Origin of the sequence: Paenibacillus silvestris (genome assembly GCF_009882985.1) — a bacterium.
Taxonomy (GTDB): domain Bacteria; phylum Bacillota; class Bacilli; order Paenibacillales; family NBRC-103111; genus Paenibacillus_E; species Paenibacillus_E silvestris.
In genome coordinates this window covers 1,032,890-1,057,165 of record NZ_WTUZ01000022.1, presented here as the reverse complement: position 1 = coordinate 1,057,165, position 24,276 = coordinate 1,032,890, and the positions used below count along the sequence as shown (strand labels likewise).

Genomic DNA, 24,276 nt, shown 5'->3' with positions numbered 1-24,276 from the left:
TATTCTTTGAAAATTATCGAGTAAGAGGTGCTGGAATGGTAAATAAATGTCGAACAGTTGGCAGCAAATGGGTCAAAACAAAGGTTCTCTTATTAAACAAAGAACTTCGCAAATTTGTTCCGGAAACAAGAGTCTACAGTCAAACGAACCTTCTTCATATGTTAAATAAACATAAAATGGTTTATATCAAGCCAATCCATGGTTCTTTCGGACAAGGTGTTATCCGTGTAGAGAAAAATGATAAATACCGTTATCAGGCTGGTCAAACGGCTAAATCATTTGGCACGTTTCAAGGCTTATTCGCTGCTCTAAGCAAAGCCAAGTTGAACAGATCCTATCTTGTTCAACAAGGTATTCATCTCTTAACGCACCAGAAGCGAATCTTCGATACGCGTATTATGGTTCAAAAAAATCCTCATAACACCTGGGAAGCAACAGGTTATATTGGTCGAGTTGCTCATCCCCGTAAGATAGTAACGAACTTTCATAATAGTGGTAAACCTCTACCTTTAGAATTATTGCTTGGTTCCTATTTAAAAAGTCAAAAGAAAAGTGATTATATCCAAAGCTTACGACATTTAGGGTATCGAATTGCTACACACTACCAGAAGAGTTACCCCGGATTTAAAGAAATTGGTGTTGATATTGGAATCGATAAACATTTAAAACCGTGGGTGCTAGAAGTCAACACTGCGCCTGATCCTTTTATTTTCAACCAATTAAAAAACAAAAAGATGTTCTATAAAGTTCTACGCTACGCGCGAGCAAACGGTCGTTTCTTACGTGTAAAACGCAAGTAATTTCGCAAAGTATAATACCTCCAATCCTCATTATTGAGGTTTAGAGGTATTTTTTATTCTAAGAAGAAAACCTACGTTGATGTACAATCAGTTTCACTCCTAACAAACCCAAACCGACTACACAAGCCGCGACAATAAGCCAAATTGGATGATGAAGATGCATAATCATGTGATCCCATGCTTTGCCAAGCTTTTGACCTAGAAAAACAATAACTAAAATCCAGGCCATTGCACCAAAATACGAGATACTTATAAATTTAGTGAACCGCAATTTTGTTGCCCCTGCAATGAACGGAGCAGCATGCCTAAGACCAGCTACATAAAAACCTACTAACAGCAAGATGGTCCCATGCTTCTTAAACTGCTGTGCCCAAATTTCTAATCTGCTTTCAGGAAGCTTAATCCACCTGGTTACTTTGCTAATCCGCTTAAGCCCTATACTTTTTCCTAGGAGATAATTAACTGTCATTCCAGCACAAGCTCCTAGCCAGGCGAAACTGATAATGCCACCTAAATGCAAATTAGTCTTAACAGCTATATAGCCTGCACCAAGCAGGATAATCTCGATCGGTAACGGGATGCCAACAATTCCAACGAAGAGTGCTATTGATATACCTACATAACCGTAATGAGTGATTAACATGATCATTGAATGATGATTCATCTAACTTCACCTGCCTCGAATTGATCGTATCACAGGAATATGAGAGGAACGTGAGAGAATCATTAGAAACAAGAAATTATTTTGCTCTTGGATTGTCAAGGCATTTCTGCTCATCCGATTCTCATGATCTTCTAATTATTCCCCTTAAAGCCTTATTGGAACTAGTATTCCCTGATATTTGGTAATCTATAGGACATTCGAGATATGTTAAGGTTATCCCAGGTGAAAACCTAAAACACGATCCTGAAGGGGGATATCCAATCATGAACAACATGAAAAAGAACCGCCTAAGCAAATCGCTTTTAGGCATCACACTTAGTGTATCCTTATTTGCATCTGCTAACCTAATCATGGCGCCGCAATCTGCCCATGCTGCAAGTAATGTTTCTACAACAGCAGCTTCAACATCCATTTCTGGGAAAGCAAATAGTATCATTACAACTGGTAAACAATATATAGGTGTACGGTATAAATTCGGTGCTCTAAAAGGCAGCACTAGCTCCTTTGATTGCTCGTCTTTTACACAATATGTGTATGGCAAGAATGGAATCAATCTTCCCCGTTCGTCAAAGCAGCAGTCGCAAGCAGGAACTTTTGTTGCTAGGAATCAACTTCAACCGGGTGATCTTGTCTTTTTCTACTCACCAATCCATCATGTTGGCATCTATATGGGCAATGGAAAGGTTTTGCACACTTATGGCAGCCCTGGTGTTACGATTTCAGATATGAACTCTGGCTGGTGGAGCAAAAATTACAAAACAGCCCGTCGCGTGATTCACTAAGTCTGACTCGATTAGTTAACTATATAGCTAAGTTCAGAAGACCTCGTTCAGTTCCCCAACTGATGGAGGTCTTCTTCCTATGGCAGAACATCTTGCTTTCTTGGTACATAAGATGTAAGGCAATTACTTACAAACACCTTGAAAAGAGTGGTGTTAATGTCAAATCGAATACTTGTCATCGAAGATGAGGAGAAAATAGCAAGGCTGCTCCAATTAGAACTCACGCATGCCGGGTATATTGTAGAGTTAGCTCTAGATGGTTCAGACGGGTTACAAAAAGCATTGCATGGTAACTGGGATCTCATTCTTCTCGATATATTGCTTCCTGTATATAACGGTCTTGAACTAATCAAATCTTTCCGCAAGCAGAATTCAGAAACTCCTATTATTATAGTAACTGCCTGCGGCACCCCCTCGGATATTGTGAATGGACTTGATTTTGGGGGCCAGGATTATGTAACGAAACCATTTCACTTGGAAGAGCTGCTTGCTCGAATTCGCGCCTGCATTCGCCGACAAAGTCAGCTTCAAGAAACCCATGACGAGCTTAATAAGCATGACTCCACGATCTATACACTAGAAGGAACAAACGTGAATCTTCGAACTAGAGAAGTGTTGCAAAATGGTATAAAGATTGACTTCACACCAAAAGAATTTGAACTTCTGGTCTATTTGATCGAACATCAAAATGAGATCCTTAGTCGGGAGCAAATCATGAACGATGTATGGGGTTACGATTTCGTAGGGAATTCAAATTTGGTGGATGTATATATCCGATATGTCCGGAAAAAGCTGCTTGCGCCTTACCCGAACATTCGAACAATCCGTGGTGTTGGGTACCTCTTGGAGGTCTAACTGAAATGAAAATTAAGACAAAAGCTTCACTGCTGTCCTTCTTTTGGTTAATTAGCATCCTATTACCGCTTACCTTCATTATTTATTATCTATATGCACAGTATGAAAAAGAGGAGGAAATGGAAATCCTTCAATTCACAGCAAACCAGATACTCACACATATAAGTCCTTTGGAATTACTTCAAGAAGATAACAACCCAATGTTAAGAACGTATCTTCCCGATTACTCCATGATTCGCTCACTTGATCTTTCTTCAAAAGTGATCAATCAGGCAGCTAACACTTCCGAATTAGCCGTTATTCCGCCAAAACACATAGATACACAAGAGTCATATTCACAAAAGCTTAATGATCAGACTGTTATGATCGTTCGAACACCCATTCGTCAAGGAACAGAAATCATCGGAACGTTAGAAATCGTTACAGAGCCCATAGAACTTGACCAAAGCTTATACCGTTTGATCGGTATCATAGGCATCGTAACACTTGCTGCTATGCTGATCTCTCTATCTGCAAGTTTCTTATTGTCCAAACTGTTATTCTTACCTCTTTCTCGTATGATTCAGACGATGAAAGAGATTGAAATGAGTCTTGCGATTAAAAAACTACCTTTGAATCGAAAGTCAAAGGATGAGCTCTATCAATTATCTGAAACATTTAATCATTTGATGGAACGGATTGAGATAAGTATGAAGAAACAGCGGCAGTTTATATCGGATGCCTCTCATGAGTTTAAGACTTCACTTACGATTATTGAGGGCTATACGTCGCTCATTCGTAGATGGGGCTTTGAAAACACAGACCTTCATATGGAAGCTCTTAACGCTGTTCATGATGAAAGCAAACGAATGAAACACATTACTTATCAATTGCTTGAATTGGCTGAACTGGAACATGAAGAGAGGCTTACTTTGTGTGTTTTTGATCTAGTAACACTGTGTAAGGAAAGCATTCAGCTTCTTCAGCCACTCTCAAATAAAGAATTCATGCTCATTTCCTCCGGAAGCGACATGATGATAGAAGCAGATCGGCTGCAAATGAAACAAGTCATCTTAATTATTTTGGATAATGCTATGAAATACATGAAACATCGCACTTATATCTACTTATCTAAAACAGATTCAAATCATTGTATTCGCTTTGTTGATGATGGCATAGGCATTCCCACAGAAGAGCTGCCTTTCGTCTTCGAACGATTCTATCGCGTAGATCGATCACGAAGCAGACAAACCGGCGGTTCAGGATTAGGTTTAGCAATAGCTAAATGTATTGTCAATCTACATAAGGGGACCATTCAAATTTCCAACGCACCCCATTATGGAACAGAAGTCATTGTTACGATACCTATATGTAAAACCTCCAATCCGTTTTAGGATTTGGAGGTTTTGGCTTGCTGTAATAAATATTTGGCATACTGTAGAGGTGTTTCATATGTTCGGTAGAATGTAGCGCTCATCTTTGCTTTCTTAAATGAATAGCGTTGGTCTCGCCCATTTACTTCAATTAATTTAATATGACCACGATGATCAATCCCGATATCTAATCCCACATCGGCTAAATGAGGCAGCTTCTCACTCAAATCATTCATGATACTAATAGATGCACTGCGTATGTTATTCATTATCGTTTCAAAGTCGAATCTATTGTTTTTAAACAGTACTTCTGTTCGTCTTACCTTCCCACCTTTAGCCACATTCGTTACATGTCTTCCAGCACCAGCGACTTTTCCCACCACTCCTGTTACCTGCCATCTTCCTGTTATGCCGCGTTGAACAGAGACACGCAAATCATAAGGTCTGCCTTTGTATGTTGCTAATGCAATTGCTTCTTGAATCATGTAAGTTCTCTTTCCAACAACCCTCTGGATAATAGAAATAGCTCTCTTCGCAGATAACAGCGTTGGCTTTCCTTTTTTCCAAAACAACAACCATTTTCCGCTTACATGCTTGTTCAGCTTCATTATTCCATTTCCAATACTATCATTAGTAGGTTTTATGAATAGAGATTGATAAGCTGCCATAGCTGATTTTAATTCTTTTTCTGAGTACTTCAGTGAAACAGGCAAGTACTCCCGCAAATGAGTGTTTTGATGTAACAGTTTATAGATGTCGTATTTGTCATATCGATTCTGCCTATTGAAAACAAAGCTGGATTTCGATAATTGCTTGAGCTTACGTTTAAGAATTGGCGATAAAGTTATGGTTCGGTTGTGTGTAACCTTTGGAATCGATCGCCGAATAAGCTTATACCTATTTTTTGCATAGACATAACCTTGGGCTGAACTACTGCCAATCTGATGAAGCGAAGTATAAAAAGGCATTAGATTGTGCTGTTTACCTGCTCGATTATATAGGGAAAGCCTCTCATTTCCTGTTTTCCCCTTAGATATTCCCATAAAAGTCTTCCGATCCAACAGAATACCAACTGTATGACTCATGGCCCACCACCATTTCTGATATCTACTTAGATACGGTATGTCGTGTACCCATTAGTCAACACGGTTGTTGCCCAATTAATCAGATGAGAATATTATCATAATCGGGAATTATGCCCTCCCATGTACATAACAAATAGGTAAATATATAAAGCTACTAGTGGAAAATTATGAAAAGGGGTTATCGGCTAGTCCCCTCTATGTCATATATTCATATAATGCATATGTAATTATGAGACATATACAAGGGGAGGAGAACAACTATGACTTCATAACTATCAAATGGCCCCCACTATTTATAGACAAACAATAGAACTACTAATTTACTCTATCGAAAAGAGGTTGAATAAAAAATGCTTCAGGACTTGATGATTCCGATCACCATAATGTCGTTTTTATTCACCATTACTTTTATATTCTTTCGTCCTAATGTAAATGAAGCTATTCCGGCAACAGTTGGTGCCATATTTGTACTCATTAGCGGAAGTGTTACCTTAGCGGATTTGGGTAAAATATCTGAAACGATCGGCGGAGCAGCCATCACAATCATGGCAACCATTGTCATGGCAATTGTTCTAGAAAGTTTTGGTTTTTTTTATTGGGCAGCTGAAATAATAGTAAAAAAGGCAAGAGGATCAGGCATACGTCTTTTCTGGCTCGTAAACCTTCTTTGTTTCCTTATGACTCTGTTCGTCAATAATGATGGAAGTATCTTAATTACCACACCGATCTTGCTGATGTTATTGCATCATATGGGTCTGAAAAATCACCAAAAAATTCCCTATCTTTTATCCGGTGCCTTAATTGCAACCGCCTCTAGCGCCCCCATAGGGGTAAGTAATATCGTAAATTTAATTGCATTAAAAATTGTTAACATGACTCTTTACATGCACACGGCGATGATGTTCATTCCCGCTACCTTGGGACTTCTTCTCATGGTGACGTTATTGTATCTCCACTACCGCAAAATCTTGCCACATACCGTTCCCACCAACATATCAGGATTCTGGTACTATAATGCTTCCAAGGGAGATCACCCTTTAAAACCTAAAACTTCAACTGACTCATCAGAGAATCGCGGTAAAACCATGCGTAATATCCTAATTTTTGTGTTTGCTGTACGTGTTGGTTTATTCGTCGCTTCTTACTTGGGAATCCCGGTTGCATTCGCCGCAATTAGCGGTTCTCTCATCCTTCTAGGATGGCGTTGGCATCGTTTAAAGATCTCTCCTGTAGATATGGTAAAAAAAACACCGTGGTATATCATCGTGTTTGCCTTCAGTATGTATGTAATTATCTATGGCTTGCATAACATTGGATTAACTCAATTGCTTATCCATTTCCTCCAACCCATTGCTCTCGGAAGTGTGCTGAATGCTAGTTTCATGATGGGGATGACTGTGTCCGTACTTTCCGATATATTTAACAATCACCCTGCCTTGATGGTCGGAACCATTGCCTTAACGAGTATGGGTCTTGATCCACTCACACTTAAAGTTTCCTATCTTGCAAGCATCATCGGCAGCGACATAGGTTCCCTCTTCCTACCTATTGGAACGCTAGCTTCCATCATGTGGATGCATATTGTCAAAAAAGGAAAAGTGAAGATCACTTGGGGCGATTATCTAAAAGCCACTTGGTATATAATACCTATCACGGTCGTGTTCACATTAGTCATTCTAGCATTTTGGGTAACCTGGATTTTTTGATTCGGAGGTAATTATCTTATCAGGAGGTTAAAAGTATGCGTACGTTTCAACCTTTTGTTGGTCAGCAAGTGATCGTTGAAATTTCAGGAAATAATATATGTACAGGTAAGTTAATCGATTTAGGCTTGGATATTATGGTCATGGTCAATGAACAACAATTCTATTATATCCCCTTAGTCCACGTGCAGAATGTAAAGTTGAAGTCAGAGACTAGTAGAGAGACAGACATTCCAATTGTGGAAACGCCGATCGATTATCAAGTAGATAGTCTTTCATTTCGAAAGATATTAAATACCGCAAAAGGCCGGTTTGTAGAGATTTATGTAACTGGAAATAAAACAATTCATGGCTATCTAACCAGTATTATGAATGATTATTTCGTCTTCTACTCTCCTGTCTATAAAGCTATGTTTGTGTCTATGAACCACTTAAAATGGTTAATTCCTTACCAATCAAACCTTACTCCCTTTTCACTTAATAACCAATTTCTTCCTATGAGTACTATCAATATTACTTTATCAAGAACTTTTGAAGAACAGTGTAAAAAGCTTGAAGGAAAATTAGTTGTTTTTGATCTTGGAGATAACACGAATAAAATAGGCTTGCTTCAGAAAGCAGATAATGATTTCATACAATTAATAAATGCCTCTGGAGATAATGTATTATGGAATCTACATCATTTGAAAACGGTATATACGCCATGACTGTTAAAGGAACCATCATACAAATAAACAAAAAAACGACCTTCAAGACTGAAGGCCGATCGAAAAGGGTTAATTAATGCAAGTATGCACTCCACATTTTATGTGCACGATGTATAAATGTTCGGGTGTCTAACTAATTGCAAAAAAAAGTGATTTTATTAAGCAATAACAATTCTCAAATAACAAGACCTCCTTCAGCTATAAAGCTGAAGGAGGTCTTTATTTTTGAGAATTCCTTCTACAACCGAAGGAGGTTTATTTTGGTGTCAATCATGAAATAGCTTTACATTCATCTTGATCTTCCTTTTTTCCAGGGATGATTAGGATATGATCCAAAATGAATTGTTTCTCCTCTACGGTTAAGTTTGATCGATGAATTAGATGAACTATTTTCCCCTCTAACTCATGTATCTCTTCTAAAAAATTATCAAGAATCTCTTTCATCTGGATCATACCTCCCAATTCTAAATTGATGCTAACATGAATTGACCATTCCAAATATGCATCATATCATTTACGATATGAGATGCTGCATGACTTCGGTGCAGTCCTTCCATGCGTTCCCTTATTTCTTCGTATTTTTTGGGATGATGAATGATAGTCTGAAGGCTCGATACAAATTCTTCCATTTTATTTGAGATAGTAGCTATTCCGCGGCGTGATAAATATAAGGCATTTTCTTTCTCTTGACCACGATTGGGCTTATAAACAAAAACAGGCACTCTCAGTGCTATGGCCTCCGTCAAGGTTAATCCACCAGCTTTCGTCACTATACAGCTAGCTTGAGACATCCACTCATGAAGATTATCAACAAACCCAAGGATGGTTATCCCTTCATTAGCTGCAAACTCCATTTCCAGCCGATATATTAACTTCTCATTATGACCGCAAACAACGACCAATCTACAGTTATCTAACGTAAGCAGCGTGTTTATCATTTCTTCTATATAGCTAGTCACACCGCTATCCGTAGCCATGATAAGAATGGATTTTTCCATCTGATTGGGAGCATGATTACTTTCATTTATAAACTCTTGTCTGAGTGGAATGCCACTGACCTCTACACGATCCTTACTAATTCCTTTGCCCACGATTTGCTCCTTTAAATCTTCCGTTGCCACATAATATCGATCGACTTTCGGGTGAAGCCAACTAGCATGTAAAGCATAATCAGTAAGTACCGTATAATTCTTAATCCCCATTGAACTACAAACGATAGGGGAAGAACCGAATGGGAATGTATTAACGACTACATCTGGACGCTCTTGGTGAATAATCTCTTTCAATTTCTTTTGACCAAGATAGGTCATCGACTTTTGAAATAAAGCCGTATCCTTGGTTTCGCGTGTCAAATAATAACTCCAGCCATAATAATCAATTCCTAGCCGCGAAACTTTTGTACTCTTACTAACCAATGTAGATGTAATTGAATGAATCCATGGATGACCTTCCTTCATTAGATTAACAACTTTCACATTCTCCACACCTTGCTGATTGAATTGCTGCAGCAGTGCTTTAGAAGCCTGGAGATGTCCATTCCCGTAACTAGCCGTAAGTATTAATACACGAGGATTAAAAGGCATTACATACCTACCACCTTTCATCACATACTTTTATAATCGGAACCGATAACCTGCTCCCCATACCGTTTCAATGTATTGCGAGTTGGATGGATCGACTTCAATTTTTTCCCTTAATTTACGGATATGGACCGTAACTGTCTGTGCATCTCCCATTGCATCAAATCCCCAAATGCGTTCAAATAGGTGATCCTTGCTAAATACGCGATTCGGATTCATAGCTAGAAAGTAGAGTAAATCAAACTCTTTTGTTGTAATATTAATCTCTTGATCATGTACAAATACGCGACGGGAGCTATTATCAATTAAGAGGCCTTGAATGCGAATTTCATCTTTATTTTCCTTGGTACCGATCAATCGTTCGTAACGTGCTAAATGTGCTTTGACCCTTGCTACTAATTCTCCGGGCTTGAATGGCTTCGTAATATAATCGTCAGCACCTAACCCTAGTCCACGAATAACATCAATATCCTCTTTTTTCGCAGTAACCATCAAGATCGGAATCTGAAATTTCTCACGAATTTGCTTGCATACTTCAAATCCATTTAATAACGGTAGCATGACATCTAGTATAATTAAGTCATACTCTCCACTAAGACCCAACTTAAGGCCTTGTTCGCCGTCTGTTGCGATATCGACCTTATATCCATTTACCTCCAGATAATCTCGTTCAAGTTCTGCAATGAGTTGTTCATCTTCTACAATAAGTATTTGTTTCATGAATTCTCACCATCTTTATGCATCTTTTGTGGTAATTTTATGGTAATACAGGTCCATTCACCTTTCCTGCTACTTGCGCTAATTGTTCCGCCATGCCCTTCAATCATTTGTTTCGAAATGGCTAACCCTAAACCGCTTCCCCCATTGTTGCTGTTCCTAGATGGATCTGCCCTATAAAAACGGTCAAAAATTTGTGGAAGTGCTTCTGCGGCTACACCTGCACCGTTATCCCTAATTTCTATGATGACACTTGTCCCTGCTATCGTTGCCTGTAAAGTGATAGACTTCTCTGTTTTATTCATATATTTCAAGCAATTGTCTACGATGTTAGAAAAGACGCGTCTCATTTTGTCCCGATCAATGGAAACCAGTGTCTGCTGGTCAATTGCGATATCTGACTTATAATGGACGCCTTTTTTATGGAGTTCAAATTCAAGTTCGTCCGACCAATCCACTAGAAAATCGGAGAAATTGACGACTTCAAAGTTAAACGGTACACGTTTTAAATCCAATTTAGAATACAGAAATAATTCATCGATTAAATGATCCATCTCTTCCGCTTTGGAAGAAATGATTTCGATGTATTTTTGTCTTTTGTCCGTGGTATCGGCAATTCCATCACCTAGTCCATCGATATAACCTCTAATGGCCGTAAGCGGGGTCCGAATATCGTGCGAAATATTAGAAATCAATTCTTTACGGTTTTCCTCATACTGAACTTGTGTTTGAATGGATTCTTGCAATTGTTTACGCATTTGTTCGAAAGCAAGACTAAGCTGACCGATCTCATCTGTACTTGTTATTTGAACTTGGAAGTCTAGATCACCAGACTGGATCCTTTTCATTGCATTCTTTAATTTGCTCAGTGGAGAAATAATGCTTTTAGAAACAAAATAAGTAAGTGAGCTATGCGTCAGAATTAATATAATAAGCAGCGTGATAAAAAGAATTGGGAAAAATTTTTGCACAAAATGAACTAACGGATTAACGGTCGTTATAATAAAGACGCTTCCAGGCTGTTCACCGGAAAAATAAAAATCAAAAGAACTAATCTCTAACAGCTCGTTCCCAATGCGTTTGGCATCCTCATGTTCCGGATGACCAGGATGCTTAAATGTGGGTAATTGCTGAAGAACATCCGAATTTTGTAAAGTTGGGGATACATACACCAACGTATTATCTTTGCGTACAATCATATTTGAGTTGTTGATTTGAAGTTCTTGATCAATGTCTGCCAGATAAGTCAGGTCGGCAAGCAGGGTCGGATTTTTCTCCGAGGTTCGTTTCATTTCCTTGAAGGTATGCTCTAGGTTCTGATTCTCGAATAAGCCAACACCAGAGTTTAGTTGATCGCGAATCCCTTGGAAATCTCCACGGAATACCAAGATTAATAGCAGTGCCGTTATCATCATCATAACAAGTGGAATTATTAGCATTGCGGCATAGGAAAGCAGTAGTTTCAAACGAATTGACATGTACAGACCCCATTTATTTATACTTCTTTTCGATCGAATTTATAGTAACCTAGTGCCATGAACAAGATACAACTTGAGAACAAGAAAAGTGAAGTCGTGAATAATTTACCGGCGGATACGGTCTGACTTAACCATAACATATGCCAGTCTGTATACGATGTTGGTGAAAATGCAGCGAAAGCATGCAGCAAGAAAGGTGCAATCTTGGCAGCAACAAAAAGGATGAGTGCAAAAACCATGTATCCGCTGGCTGATTTAAAAAACTGCGAAACAAATATAAACAAAGATGATAATGCTACCATAGAAATAAATGCTGCAACATAAGCTTTCAACATCCCTATGATCTCCGTAAAACTTGATGTTGTTCCAGCAAAAAGATTGCAAATAGAACTCACAGCACCGAGTACAATCAAAATTGCAGCAATACACGTGATAAGAGCGGCTGTTTTCATTCCATACACTTGAAACCGTGAATTAGGTCGCAATAGCGCAAGTTTCATCGTTCTGGATCCTACTTCACCTGGAAATAAATCAGCCGTAATTGTTACTATCAAAAGCGGAATCCAAATACCCGTATAGATCGATAACATCTCGATCGGAAAGGACTGGCTAACCGCAAAAAGTCCAAGTAAGGGCTGTAAAGCTTGTAGTGAAATAGCTAGTAATATCGGTAAAATAGCTGAAAAAACAGCATACATCACAAACTTTTTTCGATAAAACATTAAGTAAAGCTCATTTAGGTAAGCAGCACTCCATTTATGCACTCGCATTGTCCTCCTTTGGAAGCTGAAGCTCATCGATATAGAATTGCTCTAACGATTGATTTTCTTCCAATAATTCAGTGACGTATCCTTCTCTTCTCAAATGCCCCCCTACAACGATCCCTACTCGATTACACAACTGTTCTAGCTCGTGAATCATGTGGCTCGAAATTAAGAATGACGTTCCCATTTCAGCCGACATCCTCTTTATCAACTTTCGAAACATGACCGTCCCTTCAATATCCAGGCCATTCGTAGGCTCGTCTAAGATAACGAGCTTCGGTTGAGGCAGTATGGCCGCGGCTAGTGCTAATTTCTGCTTCATTCCTGTGGAATAACCTTTAATCTTCTCTTTGCGCACTTGGAATAAGCCTACAAGATCCAATACTTCTTCAATTCGTTTGGATACGACAGTGGGATAGAATCGGGCCACTAGCTCTAAATACTGATTCGCAGTGAGAAAATCGTAGAAATCAGCCGACTCAATCATGGTGCCAACATGCTGCATACCCGCTTCGAAATATTCAGGCATTTTATAATTAAACAACGTAATTGTTCCTCGATCTGGGCGAATTAACCCCGTAATTAATTTCAGAAATGTCGTTTTCCCAGCACCGTTTGGTCCGAGTAAACCATATATATCACCAGCATGCAGTTGAAGCGTAATGTCCTGGATTCCACGCTTATTGTCATATTCTTTACTTAAATTCGTTGTTTCCAAAATAATATGCATGGAGTACCCCCTATTCCATGAACAGCAGACAAGCTCCAATAGGGAGACCTGTCTGCATGAACAATTACCTCTGTGTAAACCTTTATTTATTCGTTATCATCATGTTTGCCTTGGTGATCGTGTTTCAACGTTTGTACACTTTTACCAGTAAGATCAATGGTTTCGGGTGTTGTACGATTATATCCAGACAGATTCGCTTGAAGGTGAAGAGTCACTTGATGTGCAGTACCTGCATCGTCTTTACCCGAAACGGTTAGATCTGCTTCTTGATGTGAAAGATAATTATCTGTATTAACTGTTGCTTTAATCGATACATGCTCGATTTTAATGTCCTGGGTCAATTGCGGAGCTGCTTTCTTCAAGAAATCGTCTTGAAATGGCATCGCATTCGCCTGAGCAGCATCATTCATCTCGCCACCCTCTTCTTTGGTAGCTTCTTTAATAGCAATTGGAGCTAATGCATTCACGACAGTTGGAATCTGAGCATTGTCCAGTTGGATGGATATTTCTTTGGAGCCGTCTGCTTGCGTATCGATAGCAACAAAGTCTTTCAAGTTCCCGACTAATGCATCAATGACCGTTTCAACTTGCTGAGGAATTTCCGTTTCATTCAGCTTACTCTCGGTTTTGTGTTTCTTCTCGTTCTCCTGTTTCACGAAATACACATCACTGGCAGCTGATTTAAGTACAGTTTGATTCTCTTCCTTATAGAAGCTAAGTGTTTGCTGAGTGCCACCTACTAGTACATCTGCGCTTCCGCTTGCTGTTTTCGAATCTAGACTAACTTTAAAATCCCCCTTCGCACTGGCAAGCATAGCCCCATTATCTTGCAAAGCCGCTTCTGCTTGTACAGCAACATTTTGCACCGTTTTGGTATTTTTAAGCGCTGATTTATATGCTTCATACCCCGATGTGCTCGCCAATGCACTAAACCCAGTTGTCACCATGACAATACTGCTAATCCCAACCGCGCTGCCTAACATCATCCACTTTTTCATGTTTTCCTCCTAATATAGGGATCTTTGAGTGTAGCTCAAAGTCTCTCTGCTTTGGGATCTTTGAGCGTAGCTCAAAGTCTCTCTGCTTTGGGATCTTTGAGCGTAGCTCAAAGTCTCTCTGCTTTGGGATCTTTGAGCGTAGCTCAAAGTCTCTCTGCTTTGGGATCTTTGAGTGTAGCTCAAAGTCTCTCTGCTTTGGGATCTTTGAGTGTAGCTCAAAGTCTCTCTGCTTTGGGATCTTTGAGCGTAGCTCAAAGTCTCTTACAACTAAATCATAGGCAATAAAAATGAAACGCTTGTGAACCATTTCTTAAAACTTTCTTAACTCTTCATTTTCGAAAATAAAAATCCGTTCATCTCTGAACGGATTTTATAATTCAACAAGCTGCAGTGCTGTTGATTATTTACTTACGATCTTTTTTCTCCATATTTTGCACTCCACAATTTCATACCACTGAATAACTCGATTCAGAATGTTTTGCGCTTTTGAAACTCTACGAAATAATCGATGTACAGCAACCGCGGCTGCTATTCCAAGCAATGCTCCTGCCACAACATCAGATGGATAATGAATCCCTGTCCATACTCTGGAGAAAGCAATACAAGCTGCTAGGGCGAGCCAAACTGCGCCTTCTTTTCTGCGGAACATCCAGATGGAAGCTGCAATAACAAATGCTCCTGTCGCATGGTCACTTGGAAATGAAGTATTCGCTGGATGTTCAATTAATTGAAGCACCGAATGTGTTACGAAAGGGCGATCTCGGTAGAAGAAATACCCGATAATTCCACTACATGCAAATGCAACACAGGCAGAAATAAGCGATTGCGCTACCATCTGCCGATTGATTTGACGCCTAACAAACCAATAAATCACGATGCCCATATAAAATACATACTCTGCATATGAAGCAAACATACGCATCAGAGGATTTAGAACAGTTATCGTGCGCCCTAAATCATTAACCAACTGAAACAACTGATAGTCCATCTGAGTGATACCCATTATAATCAATCCCTTATATAAAGTAGATGGCCTCGACCATTTACAATAACTTTACACGGGGAAGATGAGAAGAAGATGAGAAATGATTGATTGGTCAACTTTACGATATGGGGAATCTCAAACTTACTTTTGTCCCGACTTTCTCCTGACTGCTGACTGTTATTTCTCCCTGATGATTATTCATGAGTCGCTTAGCAATGCTTAACCCAAGTCCTGTACCTGCTAATTCACGACTTCTTGCCTTATCCACCCTGTAGAAGCGGTCGAATATATAAGTTAACTCCTCTTGGGGAATTCCAATTCCATAATCCATTATGGTTATTTGAACCTCATTTTCCAATCGGATACCCTCAATGTTAATTCTCTTATCATCGGTCGTGTATTTAACTGCGTTATCTAACACGATTAGAAGAATTTGCTCGACGTGCAAAGGATTTATCGATAGGAAAACACCTTTTATTTTTTCTAAATTCACTTTAAATGCAAAATCAGGATGGAGCAGTTCCAATCTTTTTATTGTCTCATGAATGATCGGTTCTAGTAGAATCGGATCTCTATTTTCATATGAGAATTGAGACTCAGCTTTTGTTAAGGTCAAAAGTTCTTGAACAATGCCTTTCAAACGTCTAGTCTCTTGAAGGGATGCTGACAAGGATTCATCAAGCACTACAGGATCCGATTTACCCCATCGGTCTAATAACGATAGATGCCCCTCCAAAATGGTTATTGGAGTTCGAAGTTCATGCGAAGCATCTTCAACAAACTGCTTCTGTTGGCGAAAGGAGGCTTCGAGTTGATTCATCAATTCATTAAAGAGCTTCGCTAGACTGGATAATTCATCCCCATTTTCTATCTGAACAACCCGCTCCTTTAGTCCATTCTCTTTGACGCTCAGCATAGTTGATGCCAATGTTCGAATCGGATGCATAAACTGCCGAGCAATGGCTAAGCCACCAATTCCACTTATGAAAATAGCCAACACCCCGCCGATTAACATAACCCACAAAATCGTCTGGCTAAAGTGATCGAATGTTTCCAAGTTACTTGCCAGTTCAATAGTTCCAACAAATCCAGAGGTTATCAATGGACTCCTATAAATTAAAATATGTTCTTGCTGATAGGTAATGTCGAAAAGCTCAGGTGAATGAATGGGCTTCGGTGAAACCCAGCTCTCATTAAAATGGTTTGTGACAGTCAGTTGAGCTGTTCCTTCCTTATCAATAATACGTATCAACTGATTTTTCCCAATTATTTTCTCTAAATAAGATCGACTATCCGTCATTTGCAGAGTCTCTGCCCTATTTAATTTCTCGTGAAAATAATCTTCAAGCTGAATCATATTGACTTGTATTTGGTCTTTCTCTTGTTTCATCATCCACTGTTTCAGTACTACATATTGAGATAAATTATAGGAAGAAAATATTAAAAAGATTAATGCCGTAGCTCCTAACATGAGCTTCCATTTGATCGGGAGGCGCCGCAGGCTCATTCTTAGACGTTCAATCATCTCATGACATATCCTATTCCTCGTATAGTATGAATTAAACTAGTTTCACCGTTATTACCTAGTTTGTTTCGCAAATATCGTACATAAACATCGACCACATTCGTCTCAACCAATGAATCATATCCCCATACGTGGTCCAGAAGCATATCACGTGTTAATACAAGATGGTGATTTCTCATGAACATCACTAATAGATCGAACTCACGTTTCGTAAGCGAAACGATCTGCTGATCTTTATAAACTAAATGGGCATCCACATCAACAGAAATATTCTGAAAAGAAAGCATGGCATGAGAGGAATCTCTCTCTAACTCCAAACGACGGAAAATAGCTCTTATTCGAGCTAATAATTCTTCAATAGCAAATGGTTTGGGCATATAGTCATCGGCACCGCTATCCAAGCCAGATACGCGATCAACAACACTATCTCTGGCTGTCAACATCAAGACCGGTGTCTTCTTAGCCGCACGAATCCGGCGACATACCTCAATGCCATTAAGCCCCGGCAGCATGATATCCAACAAGATTAAGTCCCACTCCTCTTGAAGTGCTAAATCCAATCCAGATTTACCATCATAAGCTGCCTGCACTTCAAAAGACTCATGCTCCAACTCCAATTGAATAAATCGAACTAAGTTTTTTTCATCTTCAATGAGCAATATTCTTTTCATCGTTATCTCCTTGCCTCATATTTAGAGTCTACCAAGAAATGTATCCCCCGCGTAGTTTGAAGATCTAGATGTTTTTCTATACAAAATCCCCAGAGGCCTGGGGTTAGTTAGTTACTGAGCATGATTTCGAACTAGTTTATAAATGTGTCTGCCAATAAGCACGACAAGTACAAGCGCTATCCCATAGCTGAACGGTCGTATGTAGGGCTCGACGCGATTCCAGTTTTCTCCTAGTTTATAACCAACATACGTTAATGCCAAATTCCAAGGTAAGCATCCGAGAAAAGTAAAGATAACGAAGCGAGGGAAATTCATTTTTACAATACCTGCTGGTAAAGATATAAATGTGCGAATGATGGGTAAATTTCTTCCAAAAAAAACCGCGTATTCGCCATATCGATTAAACCAGCGCTCAGCTTTATTAATATGCTCAGCTTGAATCCATACGTATTTACCGTATTTCTCTATCCATGTTCTTGCCCCAGTTGCTCCTACCCAATAAATAAGGATAGATCCTACTAAATTGCCTAAGACACCAGCGCTAACAACCTCAAAATAATGAAAGGCACCTTTTTGAATGAAAAAGCCTCCAAAAAGCATGATGACTTCACTTGGGATGGGAATACAAGCACTCTCAAGCAACATCCCAATAAAGATTCCGAGTACTCCGTAACTAGTGACTAATCCTATAGCATTATTTGAAATCCATTCAATTAACTGATGCAATAAAATCACCTCAATCGTATATTTCTGTGCGAATTTGTCAGTAAAACACCTCTGATAGATCGATTCGCTTCCCTACCATAACAATAAAAAATGAGAATTAAATGAGAACTTTCATTAACCGATGTGAAATAAAAAAAGCACAGAAAAAAGCACCGCGATAAGATTTAACGCGGTGCTTTCCTATTTGCATATATGAAGGATCCGCTCATGATAGCTTAAGTTTAACCGACTTCATACCCGGTCGGAGACTCCTCTGCGCCTTCCTTTTATCAGCAAGCTTAATCCTAGCAATCCTATAAATATGACGATGCCAATAGCTCCCCATAAGAGTGAACCATTACGAACCCCCGCATAAAGACCACTCATTGCAATCGTAAAGGGAAGTATGCCCAAGCCCGTGGTCCAGATAAAAGGCCATATGTTTATTTTCAAAAAACCCAACGCATAATTCACAAAATGATACGGGACCAAAGGGACGAATCGAATGAGTAAAAGTCCAAACGTTTCATGCCTCTTTGTGAACTCTTCTACTCTTTGAAGAAATGGCTGCGCTAATTTACTGAAGAAAGGCTTTGCAATCCATTTGGTTACATACAGCGCCCCCACCGCGCCTAGTACACCGCCTATCCATGAATAAACACCGCCCCATAGGGGACCATATATTTCCATGAGTGCGATAGAGATAAACTCCCCGGGTACCGGGAGAATATTAACAATAGATTGCACAAGGATGCCAATGATAATGCCTATCCACCCAAGATCCCGAATACGATTAATGAGTCCTTCTGCTTCTCCGGTATAAACAAGATAAAGATAATAGCTTGAGATACCTACAATGACAAGTATACTTATAACGCTTAAAAGCTTCATATTAGGTCCTGTTTGCTTCATATAAAACTTCCTAACTGATCGAAATCGCATGTTCTGGGATCGGTATAGGTTCCACAGAAACCGCGTATTTATTGTAGAGCTCCTCCGTAGAAATAGTTGCTATTCTAGGAGACAATAGTTCACTTTTCAGTTTTAATCGATCTTTTCCGTTAGGATGAAGAACGTATAATAACATCTTTAAATAGAGCTGTGTAAGTTTGCTGAACAAACCTTTTGGTAACTCTGTCACGGTAAAACCTAATTGTCTTGAACCTCTATGAATCATAGTGATTCCGTAAATCGCTTTAACCTTTTCGGGCAAGAGATGAACATGTTGTGCCAGCGTGGGCAGAAAGCTCTGTACATCTTGCTTCATTTTTACAGCAAGTTGAAACATTGAGTTAGATTCGGTAATCAATTGATGTAGTTTCTCATTATTAAAATGAAGCTCAATAACCAGATCTCCGGAACTCAGCTCTTCCCCACTTCCCAAATGGATCGTTTTCCCGTGATACTTGCACACTCGGCTATAAAAAATTTGATTATCCACATCAATTGGCCGGATATTGAATAACCGATTGAAAACACGCTCCCATTTTAACCAGATGAAAACGAGGAATTTCTTTGCAAGTCGACTAGGTGCTCGCTTCTTAACTTGAAGCAACAGTAAATAGGTGTCTAGTGGTAGAAAGGTAAAGCTTCGCTGTTTGCAGATTTCAAGGAAAGCATCGAGGGCTTCCAACATATATTGAGGCGCATCTCTGTTTGCCCCAAAAGTCTGCCCACTATCATGAAGTACGATAATATGATTCGCTTGCAGTTTGGCTAGCAAGTTTGATTTTATCCGTTCAATGCCTCCCTTACTTCTCCAATCTTTTACCATTAACGACCAGAGCACCAAACGAAATCGCTTCACCAAAAACAAGTCAAAGACATTAATAATACCCCAAGGCGGACGATAATAAATCGGCTTTATCCCAATAATTTTCTCAATCGCCTCTACAGAATCTGTTAATTGCTTTCGAACCTTTTTGGGGGTCATACATGCATTCGTCCAATGAACATAATTATGAATGCCAACCAGATGACCTTCTTGATGAATACGTTGGATGATATCTGGATACTTCTCCGCTTTAGATCCAAGTACAAAGAATGTGGCTTTGACCTGATATTTGGAGAGAAGATCCAACAACTGCGGTGTAAACTCTGGATCAGGACCATCGTCAAAAGTTAAAGCGATCCCATCCTTGGTCACCTTCTTTTTGTACACCCACAAATAAAGTAAACGAACAGTAATAGTAGGCAAAATTGTATATAGAAGCAATACGATGAAGATGCTCCATAACAATGTATGCAAGACAATCACATTCTTTCTAGAGAGGATTGTAATATCATGGGTGTATTCGAAATCGCTTGTTCTCTTCTGCATCCAAATATAGTCCTAAGAACGTCCGTAACGATCCGTTCTGCTGCTTGTCTATGATGTAAGACATCCATATTGTTTTTTACTTGAGAAATGCAAGTATCATTATCTACAAATTGACGAATTTGGTTTACGAGATCTATCATACGATAACTGATAAATCCGATTCCTTTTTCTGAAAAATAAGTTGCATTATCCTTTTCTTGACCCGCGAACGGCCGATATATGAAAAGTGGAATTTTTAAAGCAAGAGATTCAGCTAATGTTAATCCGCCTGCTTTACTAATGATACATGTCGCTGATGCCATGAGTTCATCCATCCGCTCGACGAATCCCAAAATTTCTACTCTGCAATTACTTTGAAATTTCCTGGTAAGGAGTTGTTTCAGCCTAGCATTTCGACCACATACCACTGTAATATGACAATCCCTTATCATATCAAGGCTTTTTATCATTTTAGCGGTAATACCAAGTTGACTATATGCGCCAACAATAACAAGTATCCTTTTATTGTTTTTATTCTCATTTGGATAGTTATTTTTTTCAAACGCATCTCGAATTGGTATTCCCGTTACTTCTATGACCTCTTCATTGATCCCTTTCTTGATCATAGTAGACTTCATATCTTCACTTGCAACATAGTATTTGTCAATTGTAGAATGAAGCCATCTTGCGTGAATGACATAATCGGTCATGATGGTGAACGTTGGAATACCGAAAGATTTGCTTACAGTGGGAGAAGCTCCGTAAGGAAATGTATTGATAATGCCATCCGGTTTTTCTCTCTGTATAATCTCGAACATTTGTTTAGTTCCTAACCGATTTAATCCAGCAAGAACAGGACTATAGGCATTGTTTTCTTGAGTCAAATAATAGCTCCAACCATAATAATCGATACCAAATCTCGCAGCATGAAAACTACTCATATACACAGAAGTTGATATTTTATTTATTATCGGATGAGCTTCTTTCATCAAATCAATAATTTGAACGTTCGCAAGGTCATGTCGATGGCAATACTCCTTAATTGCATAAGCTGCTAGTTCGTGCCCCGCGCCATAGCCCGCAGTAAGCACAAGAATCCTAGGTAATTGTGTCAATTCACATTTCCTCCACAGCGTTAGTCTACATTTCCAAGATTAAACCCATCATAATGAATAATATTTACGTAGGTATGGACTAATTCTTAAGTTTTTCTTAATTTTTTGAAATAAATCAGAAAAATGATTCTTTCCAGCGCCGCCAGCATTTTAACGAAAATACGCTAGGCCGATTAAACGTAAGAGTAGTTTGCAATTTTGCCCAACATTTGAGCAGATATAAGAAGGATCCACCGCGGTGGATCCTTCTTATATCTGCTATTCACTCTCATTGTATTTTATGGTTTGAGACCTTTTCGGCAATTCAATAAAAAAGGTGAAATGCCCGTTCGCATGCTTTAGTCCGATTTTTCCTCCGTGCAGCTCGACGATATAGTTCGCAATCGATAAACCGAGTCCTGCACCCGAAGGCATGTCTCGATCGCGCCTGGAGGGCTCCGCCTTATAGAAACGCTCAAACAAAAGCTTCTCCTGCTCCTTGGTAATCGGGTTTCCCCAATTTTCAACTGTAAACAGGATAGATGGGCCATGCTGGGCAAGCCGAACCGTAATTTCACCGGGCTTCAAGGAAAACTTGAGTGCATTCATGAGCAGATTATCGATCGCACGCATCAGCTTTTCAACATCAACATGAGCAAATAGCGAATGTTGTTCCCAATCCTTTTTGACCGTTAGAGAGAGCTCTTGCGCGATCGGCTCGAACTCGATGATGATTTGCTCTAGGAGGCTGTTGAGGTCGATCTTCTGGAAAGTAAGATTGGTGTCGCCGCTGGTAAGGCGGGTATACTCGAACAGATCATCGATTAACTTTTTCATTTGCTGGGTCTTGTTAAAAGCGTTATGGATGTACCTCTTGTGTTCGTCGAGATCGTGGTAGTGGTCATTTTTGAGCAGGTTCAAATAGCCGATGATGCTCGTCAAAGGCGTGCGCAAATCATGGGATACGTGCGTGATCAACTCCATTTTGGATGTCTCGATCTGACGTTCTCTCTTCATCATGCTTTGAAGCTGCTCGGCCATGTAATTGATGTTCTGCGCGACTTCCCCCAGCTCGTCTTGGCCCGGAAGGGGCACCCGATAATTGAGATCCCCCTTGGCGATCGCCATGAGTCCGTCGGCAAGAGTTCTCACTTTCTTGACGATAGGTCGCATCAGGAAGAAAAATAGGAGCAAAAAGAAAAACAAAAACGAGAGGAAAGTAAAGGCCACGCCAACGAAGTCGATAGTTGCGCCTTCAGTCTTCCGTGCAATAATCTGCGGCAATATAAATCTCAAAAGGTTATTGATGATGGACGATCCGATAAAAGAGACGATAAGGCTAAAGAGAAGCGATCCGAGCAAGCGCAGCCTAATGCTTTTTTTCCAGTTTAAGAGGGAAAAGAAGTCTCTATTCAACTTTATAACCCACTCCCCAAACCGTTTTGATAAATCGCGGTTCACGCGGATTGTCTTCAATCTTCTCACGAATGTTGCGCACGTGGACCATTACTGTATTGTCAGATAAAAATTTGTCTTCCTTCCAAACGTTTCTATAAATTTGCTCTACTCTAAACACTTGTCCGCGATGGCCGGCAAGCAGCTCAAGAATGGAGAATTCGATTGGCGTAAGAGGCACTTCCCGGCCGCGTACCGTCACGAGATGCTTGGTTTTGTTAATGAGCAGCTCGTCGATTTCAACTACACTGCCATCGGAAGCTTTGACCTGATGATCAGCAGCGCCGGTGAACGTTTGTCTGCGCAACTGCGCCTTGACTCTTGCAATCAGCTCCAGCGGATTAAACGGTTTGGCCACGTAATCGTCCGCCCCGGTCGTAAGCCCTGTTATTTTGTCGATATCCTCACTTTTGGCTGAGAGCATAATGATCGGAATTTTCGTCATCTCTCTAATCTTGAAGCAAGCTCTGATTCCATCCATATTCGGCATCATAACGTCCAGAATGATCAAATCAATCGATTCACGGTGCAGCTGCTCGAGTGCTTGAACGCCGTCCTCCGCTTCAAAAACGCAGTAACCTTCATTTTGCAGGTAAATACGAATGACGTCGCGAATTTCTGGATCGTCGTCTGCGACAAGAACGCTGATTGTCAAGTTCAATCACTCCCCGATTTTTATCTTTCGTCTAGCCAACGTCTAAGACAATGATTGGCGTTTCTCCTTGCGAGATAAGCGGATAATCCCCCATACGACAAAGAGCACGAAGGGCAGCCAGAGCAAGCGCAAACCATATTCGTAAAATAACGTACCGACTTCCGGGGCATGATTGCCTACGTAACGTCCAATCATAAAAAAGAGCAATGTCCAGACCAGCCCCGTCGTATAGGAAAAAAGGACGTACCGTTTGAAGGACATCTTGTGGACACCTACCACATAGGGCATAACATGCCGAATAATAGGAAGAAAATAACTAATGCCTATTGCAAAGCTACCATATTTTTCGAAGAACGTCTCCGAAAAACGCAAATATTTCTCCATCTTTTTCTTTCGGCTCAACCTCGTCAAAATAGGTGTTCCAGCGTAACGACCAAGCAAGTAGCCTAGCGTTAAGCCGGAGACGACGCCCAAATAGGTCAATATAAAAGCGGGAATCGGATGCAAAAGTGTACCGGCAGTAACCGCGCCACCAGTCATAACGATGACCTCGTCGGGAATCGGCATGCCGACAATGCCGAGCCATAGCGCAAAAAATAGTGCCGCATAGCCGAATTGCTGAAGTAAAGACAGAAACCATTCATAATTCATGTACGCGAGCCTCCTTTGATA

The 24,276-nt window shown here is 39.9% G+C and carries 25 protein-coding genes; 6 read left to right on the top strand and 19 right to left on the bottom strand.

Annotation, left to right across the window (positions count from 1 at the left end; all coding sequences use genetic code 11):
- The first annotated feature begins 35 nt into the window (after nucleotides 1-35).
- Complete coding sequence (locus GQF01_RS25160) at nucleotides 36-800, top strand: YheC/YheD family protein (protein ID WP_161409586.1); 765 nt, start codon at nucleotides 36-38, stop codon at nucleotides 798-800.
- 58 nt (nucleotides 801-858) lie between these two features.
- Here GQF01_RS25160 and GQF01_RS25155 read toward each other — a convergent pair whose 3' ends face one another.
- The gene (locus GQF01_RS25155; RefSeq protein ID WP_161409583.1) at nucleotides 859-1,464 is read right to left on the bottom strand and encodes a DedA family protein; all 606 of its coding nucleotides are present in this window, start codon (nucleotides 1,462-1,464) and stop codon (nucleotides 859-861) included.
- Nucleotides 1,465-1,736: 272 nt separating this feature from the next.
- Between GQF01_RS25155 and GQF01_RS25150 the strand changes: the two genes are divergently transcribed.
- The 3 genes from GQF01_RS25150 (at nucleotide 1,737) to GQF01_RS25140 (ending at nucleotide 4,474) form a co-directional block, all read left to right on the top strand.
- Nucleotides 1,737-2,246: a C40 family peptidase gene (locus GQF01_RS25150; protein ID WP_161409939.1), complete on the top strand. Its 510-nt coding sequence runs from the start codon at nucleotides 1,737-1,739 to the stop codon at nucleotides 2,244-2,246.
- Between the two features lie 156 nt (nucleotides 2,247-2,402).
- Complete coding sequence (locus tag GQF01_RS25145) at nucleotides 2,403-3,101, top strand: response regulator transcription factor (protein WP_161409581.1); 699 nt, start codon at nucleotides 2,403-2,405, stop codon at nucleotides 3,099-3,101.
- Nucleotides 3,102-3,106: 5 nt separating this feature from the next.
- Entirely contained in the window at nucleotides 3,107-4,474 is a 1,368-nt protein-coding gene (locus GQF01_RS25140; protein WP_161409579.1) for a HAMP domain-containing sensor histidine kinase, read from the top strand.
- Here GQF01_RS25140 and GQF01_RS25135 read toward each other — a convergent pair.
- Nucleotides 4,471-5,538, bottom strand: coding sequence for a YheC/YheD family protein (locus GQF01_RS25135; protein ID WP_161409577.1), 1,068 nt, complete (start codon nucleotides 5,536-5,538; stop codon nucleotides 4,471-4,473). The genes GQF01_RS25140 and GQF01_RS25135 overlap by 4 nt on opposite strands.
- Before the next feature lie 365 nt (nucleotides 5,539-5,903).
- Here GQF01_RS25135 and GQF01_RS25130 point away from each other — a divergent pair, with 365 nt between their 5' ends.
- Both GQF01_RS25130 and GQF01_RS25125 read left to right on the top strand, forming a co-directional pair.
- Nucleotides 5,904-7,244, top strand: coding sequence for an ArsB/NhaD family transporter (locus tag GQF01_RS25130; RefSeq protein ID WP_161409575.1), 1,341 nt, complete (start codon nucleotides 5,904-5,906; stop codon nucleotides 7,242-7,244).
- 35 nt (nucleotides 7,245-7,279) lie between these two features.
- Nucleotides 7,280-7,948 carry a DUF2642 domain-containing protein gene (locus tag GQF01_RS25125; protein ID WP_161409573.1) on the top strand — a complete coding sequence of 223 codons (669 nt, stop codon included), beginning with the start codon at nucleotides 7,280-7,282 and terminating at the stop codon, nucleotides 7,946-7,948.
- A gap of 270 nt (nucleotides 7,949-8,218) precedes the next feature.
- On the opposite strand, the gene GQF01_RS25120 is transcribed toward GQF01_RS25125, so the two are convergent.
- The 17 genes from GQF01_RS25120 to GQF01_RS25040 all read right to left on the bottom strand — a co-directional run bounded on the left by GQF01_RS25120 (nucleotide 8,219) and on the right by GQF01_RS25040 (nucleotide 24,255).
- Nucleotides 8,219-8,392 (bottom strand): hypothetical protein, encoded by a 174-nt coding sequence (locus tag GQF01_RS25120; protein ID WP_161409571.1) that lies wholly within the window; start codon nucleotides 8,390-8,392, stop codon nucleotides 8,219-8,221.
- A 20-nt stretch (nucleotides 8,393-8,412) separates the two neighbouring features.
- Complete coding sequence (locus GQF01_RS25115; RefSeq protein ID WP_161409570.1) at nucleotides 8,413-9,531, bottom strand: MGDG synthase family glycosyltransferase; 1,119 nt, start codon at nucleotides 9,529-9,531, stop codon at nucleotides 8,413-8,415.
- 30 nt (nucleotides 9,532-9,561) lie between these two features.
- Complete coding sequence (locus tag GQF01_RS25110) at nucleotides 9,562-10,248, bottom strand: response regulator transcription factor (RefSeq protein WP_161409568.1); 687 nt, start codon at nucleotides 10,246-10,248, stop codon at nucleotides 9,562-9,564.
- Entirely contained in the window at nucleotides 10,245-11,723 is a 1,479-nt protein-coding gene (locus tag GQF01_RS25105; RefSeq protein WP_161409566.1) for a sensor histidine kinase, read from the bottom strand. Before GQF01_RS25105 ends, GQF01_RS25110 begins: the two co-directional genes overlap by 4 nt.
- Before the next feature lie 17 nt (nucleotides 11,724-11,740).
- The gene (locus GQF01_RS25100) at nucleotides 11,741-12,493 is read right to left on the bottom strand and encodes an ABC transporter permease (protein ID WP_202556722.1); all 753 of its coding nucleotides are present in this window, start codon (nucleotides 12,491-12,493) and stop codon (nucleotides 11,741-11,743) included.
- Nucleotides 12,480-13,217, bottom strand: coding sequence for an ABC transporter ATP-binding protein (locus GQF01_RS25095; protein ID WP_161409562.1), 738 nt, complete (start codon nucleotides 13,215-13,217; stop codon nucleotides 12,480-12,482). The genes GQF01_RS25100 and GQF01_RS25095 overlap by 14 nt, the downstream gene beginning before the upstream one ends.
- Nucleotides 13,218-13,303: 86 nt before the next feature.
- Nucleotides 13,304-14,215, bottom strand: coding sequence for a hypothetical protein (locus GQF01_RS25090; RefSeq protein ID WP_161409560.1), 912 nt, complete (start codon nucleotides 14,213-14,215; stop codon nucleotides 13,304-13,306).
- 400 nt (nucleotides 14,216-14,615) lie between these two features.
- Entirely contained in the window at nucleotides 14,616-15,203 is a 588-nt protein-coding gene (locus GQF01_RS25085) for an undecaprenyl-diphosphatase (protein ID WP_235960237.1), read from the bottom strand.
- Nucleotides 15,204-15,318: 115 nt separating this feature from the next.
- Nucleotides 15,319-16,725: a HAMP domain-containing sensor histidine kinase gene (locus GQF01_RS25080; protein WP_161409556.1), complete on the bottom strand. Its 1,407-nt coding sequence runs from the start codon at nucleotides 16,723-16,725 to the stop codon at nucleotides 15,319-15,321.
- Entirely contained in the window at nucleotides 16,722-17,396 is a 675-nt protein-coding gene (locus tag GQF01_RS25075; protein ID WP_161409555.1) for a response regulator transcription factor, read from the bottom strand. Before GQF01_RS25075 ends, GQF01_RS25080 begins: the two co-directional genes overlap by 4 nt.
- A gap of 111 nt (nucleotides 17,397-17,507) precedes the next feature.
- Nucleotides 17,508-18,128, bottom strand: a complete 621-nt coding sequence (locus GQF01_RS25070; protein ID WP_328803541.1) for a DedA family protein — start codon at nucleotides 18,126-18,128, stop codon at nucleotides 17,508-17,510.
- 225 nt (nucleotides 18,129-18,353) lie between these two features.
- Nucleotides 18,354-19,013 carry a TVP38/TMEM64 family protein gene (locus GQF01_RS25065; protein ID WP_161409553.1) on the bottom strand — a complete coding sequence of 220 codons (660 nt, stop codon included), beginning with the start codon at nucleotides 19,011-19,013 and terminating at the stop codon, nucleotides 18,354-18,356.
- Nucleotides 19,014-19,023: 10 nt separating this feature from the next.
- The gene (locus GQF01_RS25060; protein ID WP_161409551.1) at nucleotides 19,024-20,421 is read right to left on the bottom strand and encodes a polysaccharide deacetylase family protein; all 1,398 of its coding nucleotides are present in this window, start codon (nucleotides 20,419-20,421) and stop codon (nucleotides 19,024-19,026) included.
- Nucleotides 20,355-21,515, bottom strand: a complete 1,161-nt coding sequence (locus GQF01_RS25055; protein WP_161409549.1) for an MGDG synthase family glycosyltransferase — start codon at nucleotides 21,513-21,515, stop codon at nucleotides 20,355-20,357. Before GQF01_RS25055 ends, GQF01_RS25060 begins: the two co-directional genes overlap by 67 nt.
- Before the next feature lie 258 nt (nucleotides 21,516-21,773).
- A complete protein-coding gene (locus GQF01_RS25050; protein WP_202556653.1) occupies nucleotides 21,774-22,910 on the bottom strand; it encodes a sensor histidine kinase in 1,137 nt (378 codons plus the stop codon).
- Complete coding sequence (locus tag GQF01_RS25045) at nucleotides 22,903-23,604, bottom strand: response regulator transcription factor (RefSeq protein ID WP_161409547.1); 702 nt, start codon at nucleotides 23,602-23,604, stop codon at nucleotides 22,903-22,905. The genes GQF01_RS25050 and GQF01_RS25045 overlap by 8 nt, the downstream gene beginning before the upstream one ends.
- Nucleotides 23,605-23,646: 42 nt before the next feature.
- Nucleotides 23,647-24,255 carry a DedA family protein gene (locus tag GQF01_RS25040; RefSeq protein ID WP_161409544.1) on the bottom strand — a complete coding sequence of 203 codons (609 nt, stop codon included), beginning with the start codon at nucleotides 24,253-24,255 and terminating at the stop codon, nucleotides 23,647-23,649.
- Nucleotides 24,256-24,276: the final 21 nt, after the last annotated feature.

Bases quoted from the DNA above. Each gene is read 5' to 3' on its own strand.
- GQF01_RS25120 (WP_161409571.1), bottom strand. From the start codon at position 8,392: ATGAAAGAGATTCTTGATAATTTTTTAGAAGAGATACATGAGTTAGAG.
- GQF01_RS25095 (WP_161409562.1), bottom strand. From the start codon at position 13,217: ATGCATATTATTTTGGAAACAACGAATTTAAGTAAAGAATATGACAAT.
- GQF01_RS25135 (WP_161409577.1), bottom strand. From the start codon at position 5,538: ATGAGTCATACAGTTGGTATTCTGTTGGATCGGAAGACTTTTATGGGA.
- GQF01_RS25080 (WP_161409556.1), bottom strand. From the start codon at position 16,725: ATGATTGAACGTCTAAGAATGAGCCTGCGGCGCCTCCCGATCAAATGG.
- GQF01_RS25145 (WP_161409581.1), top strand. From the start codon at position 2,403: ATGTCAAATCGAATACTTGTCATCGAAGATGAGGAGAAAATAGCAAGG.
- GQF01_RS25125 (WP_161409573.1), top strand. From the start codon at position 7,280: ATGCGTACGTTTCAACCTTTTGTTGGTCAGCAAGTGATCGTTGAAATT.
- GQF01_RS25140 (WP_161409579.1), top strand. From the start codon at position 3,107: ATGAAAATTAAGACAAAAGCTTCACTGCTGTCCTTCTTTTGGTTAATT.
- GQF01_RS25150 (WP_161409939.1), top strand. From the start codon at position 1,737: ATGAAAAAGAACCGCCTAAGCAAATCGCTTTTAGGCATCACACTTAGT.
- GQF01_RS25040 (WP_161409544.1), bottom strand. From the start codon at position 24,255: ATGAATTATGAATGGTTTCTGTCTTTACTTCAGCAATTCGGCTATGCG.
- GQF01_RS25160 (WP_161409586.1), top strand. From the start codon at position 36: ATGGTAAATAAATGTCGAACAGTTGGCAGCAAATGGGTCAAAACAAAG.
- GQF01_RS25100 (WP_202556722.1), bottom strand. From the start codon at position 12,493: ATGCGAGTGCATAAATGGAGTGCTGCTTACCTAAATGAGCTTTACTTA.
- GQF01_RS25115 (WP_161409570.1), bottom strand. From the start codon at position 9,531: ATGCCTTTTAATCCTCGTGTATTAATACTTACGGCTAGTTACGGGAAT.
- GQF01_RS25090 (WP_161409560.1), bottom strand. From the start codon at position 14,215: ATGAAAAAGTGGATGATGTTAGGCAGCGCGGTTGGGATTAGCAGTATT.
- GQF01_RS25105 (WP_161409566.1), bottom strand. From the start codon at position 11,723: ATGTCAATTCGTTTGAAACTACTGCTTTCCTATGCCGCAATGCTAATA.
- GQF01_RS25060 (WP_161409551.1), bottom strand. From the start codon at position 20,421: ATGCAGAAGAGAACAAGCGATTTCGAATACACCCATGATATTACAATC.
- GQF01_RS25130 (WP_161409575.1), top strand. From the start codon at position 5,904: ATGATTCCGATCACCATAATGTCGTTTTTATTCACCATTACTTTTATA.
- GQF01_RS25075 (WP_161409555.1), bottom strand. From the start codon at position 17,396: ATGAAAAGAATATTGCTCATTGAAGATGAAAAAAACTTAGTTCGATTT.
- GQF01_RS25155 (WP_161409583.1), bottom strand. From the start codon at position 1,464: ATGAATCATCATTCAATGATCATGTTAATCACTCATTACGGTTATGTA.
- GQF01_RS25065 (WP_161409553.1), bottom strand. From the start codon at position 19,013: ATGAAGCAAACAGGACCTAATATGAAGCTTTTAAGCGTTATAAGTATA.
- GQF01_RS25085 (WP_235960237.1), bottom strand. From the start codon at position 15,203: ATGGACTATCAGTTGTTTCAGTTGGTTAATGATTTAGGGCGCACGATA.
- GQF01_RS25110 (WP_161409568.1), bottom strand. From the start codon at position 10,248: ATGAAACAAATACTTATTGTAGAAGATGAACAACTCATTGCAGAACTT.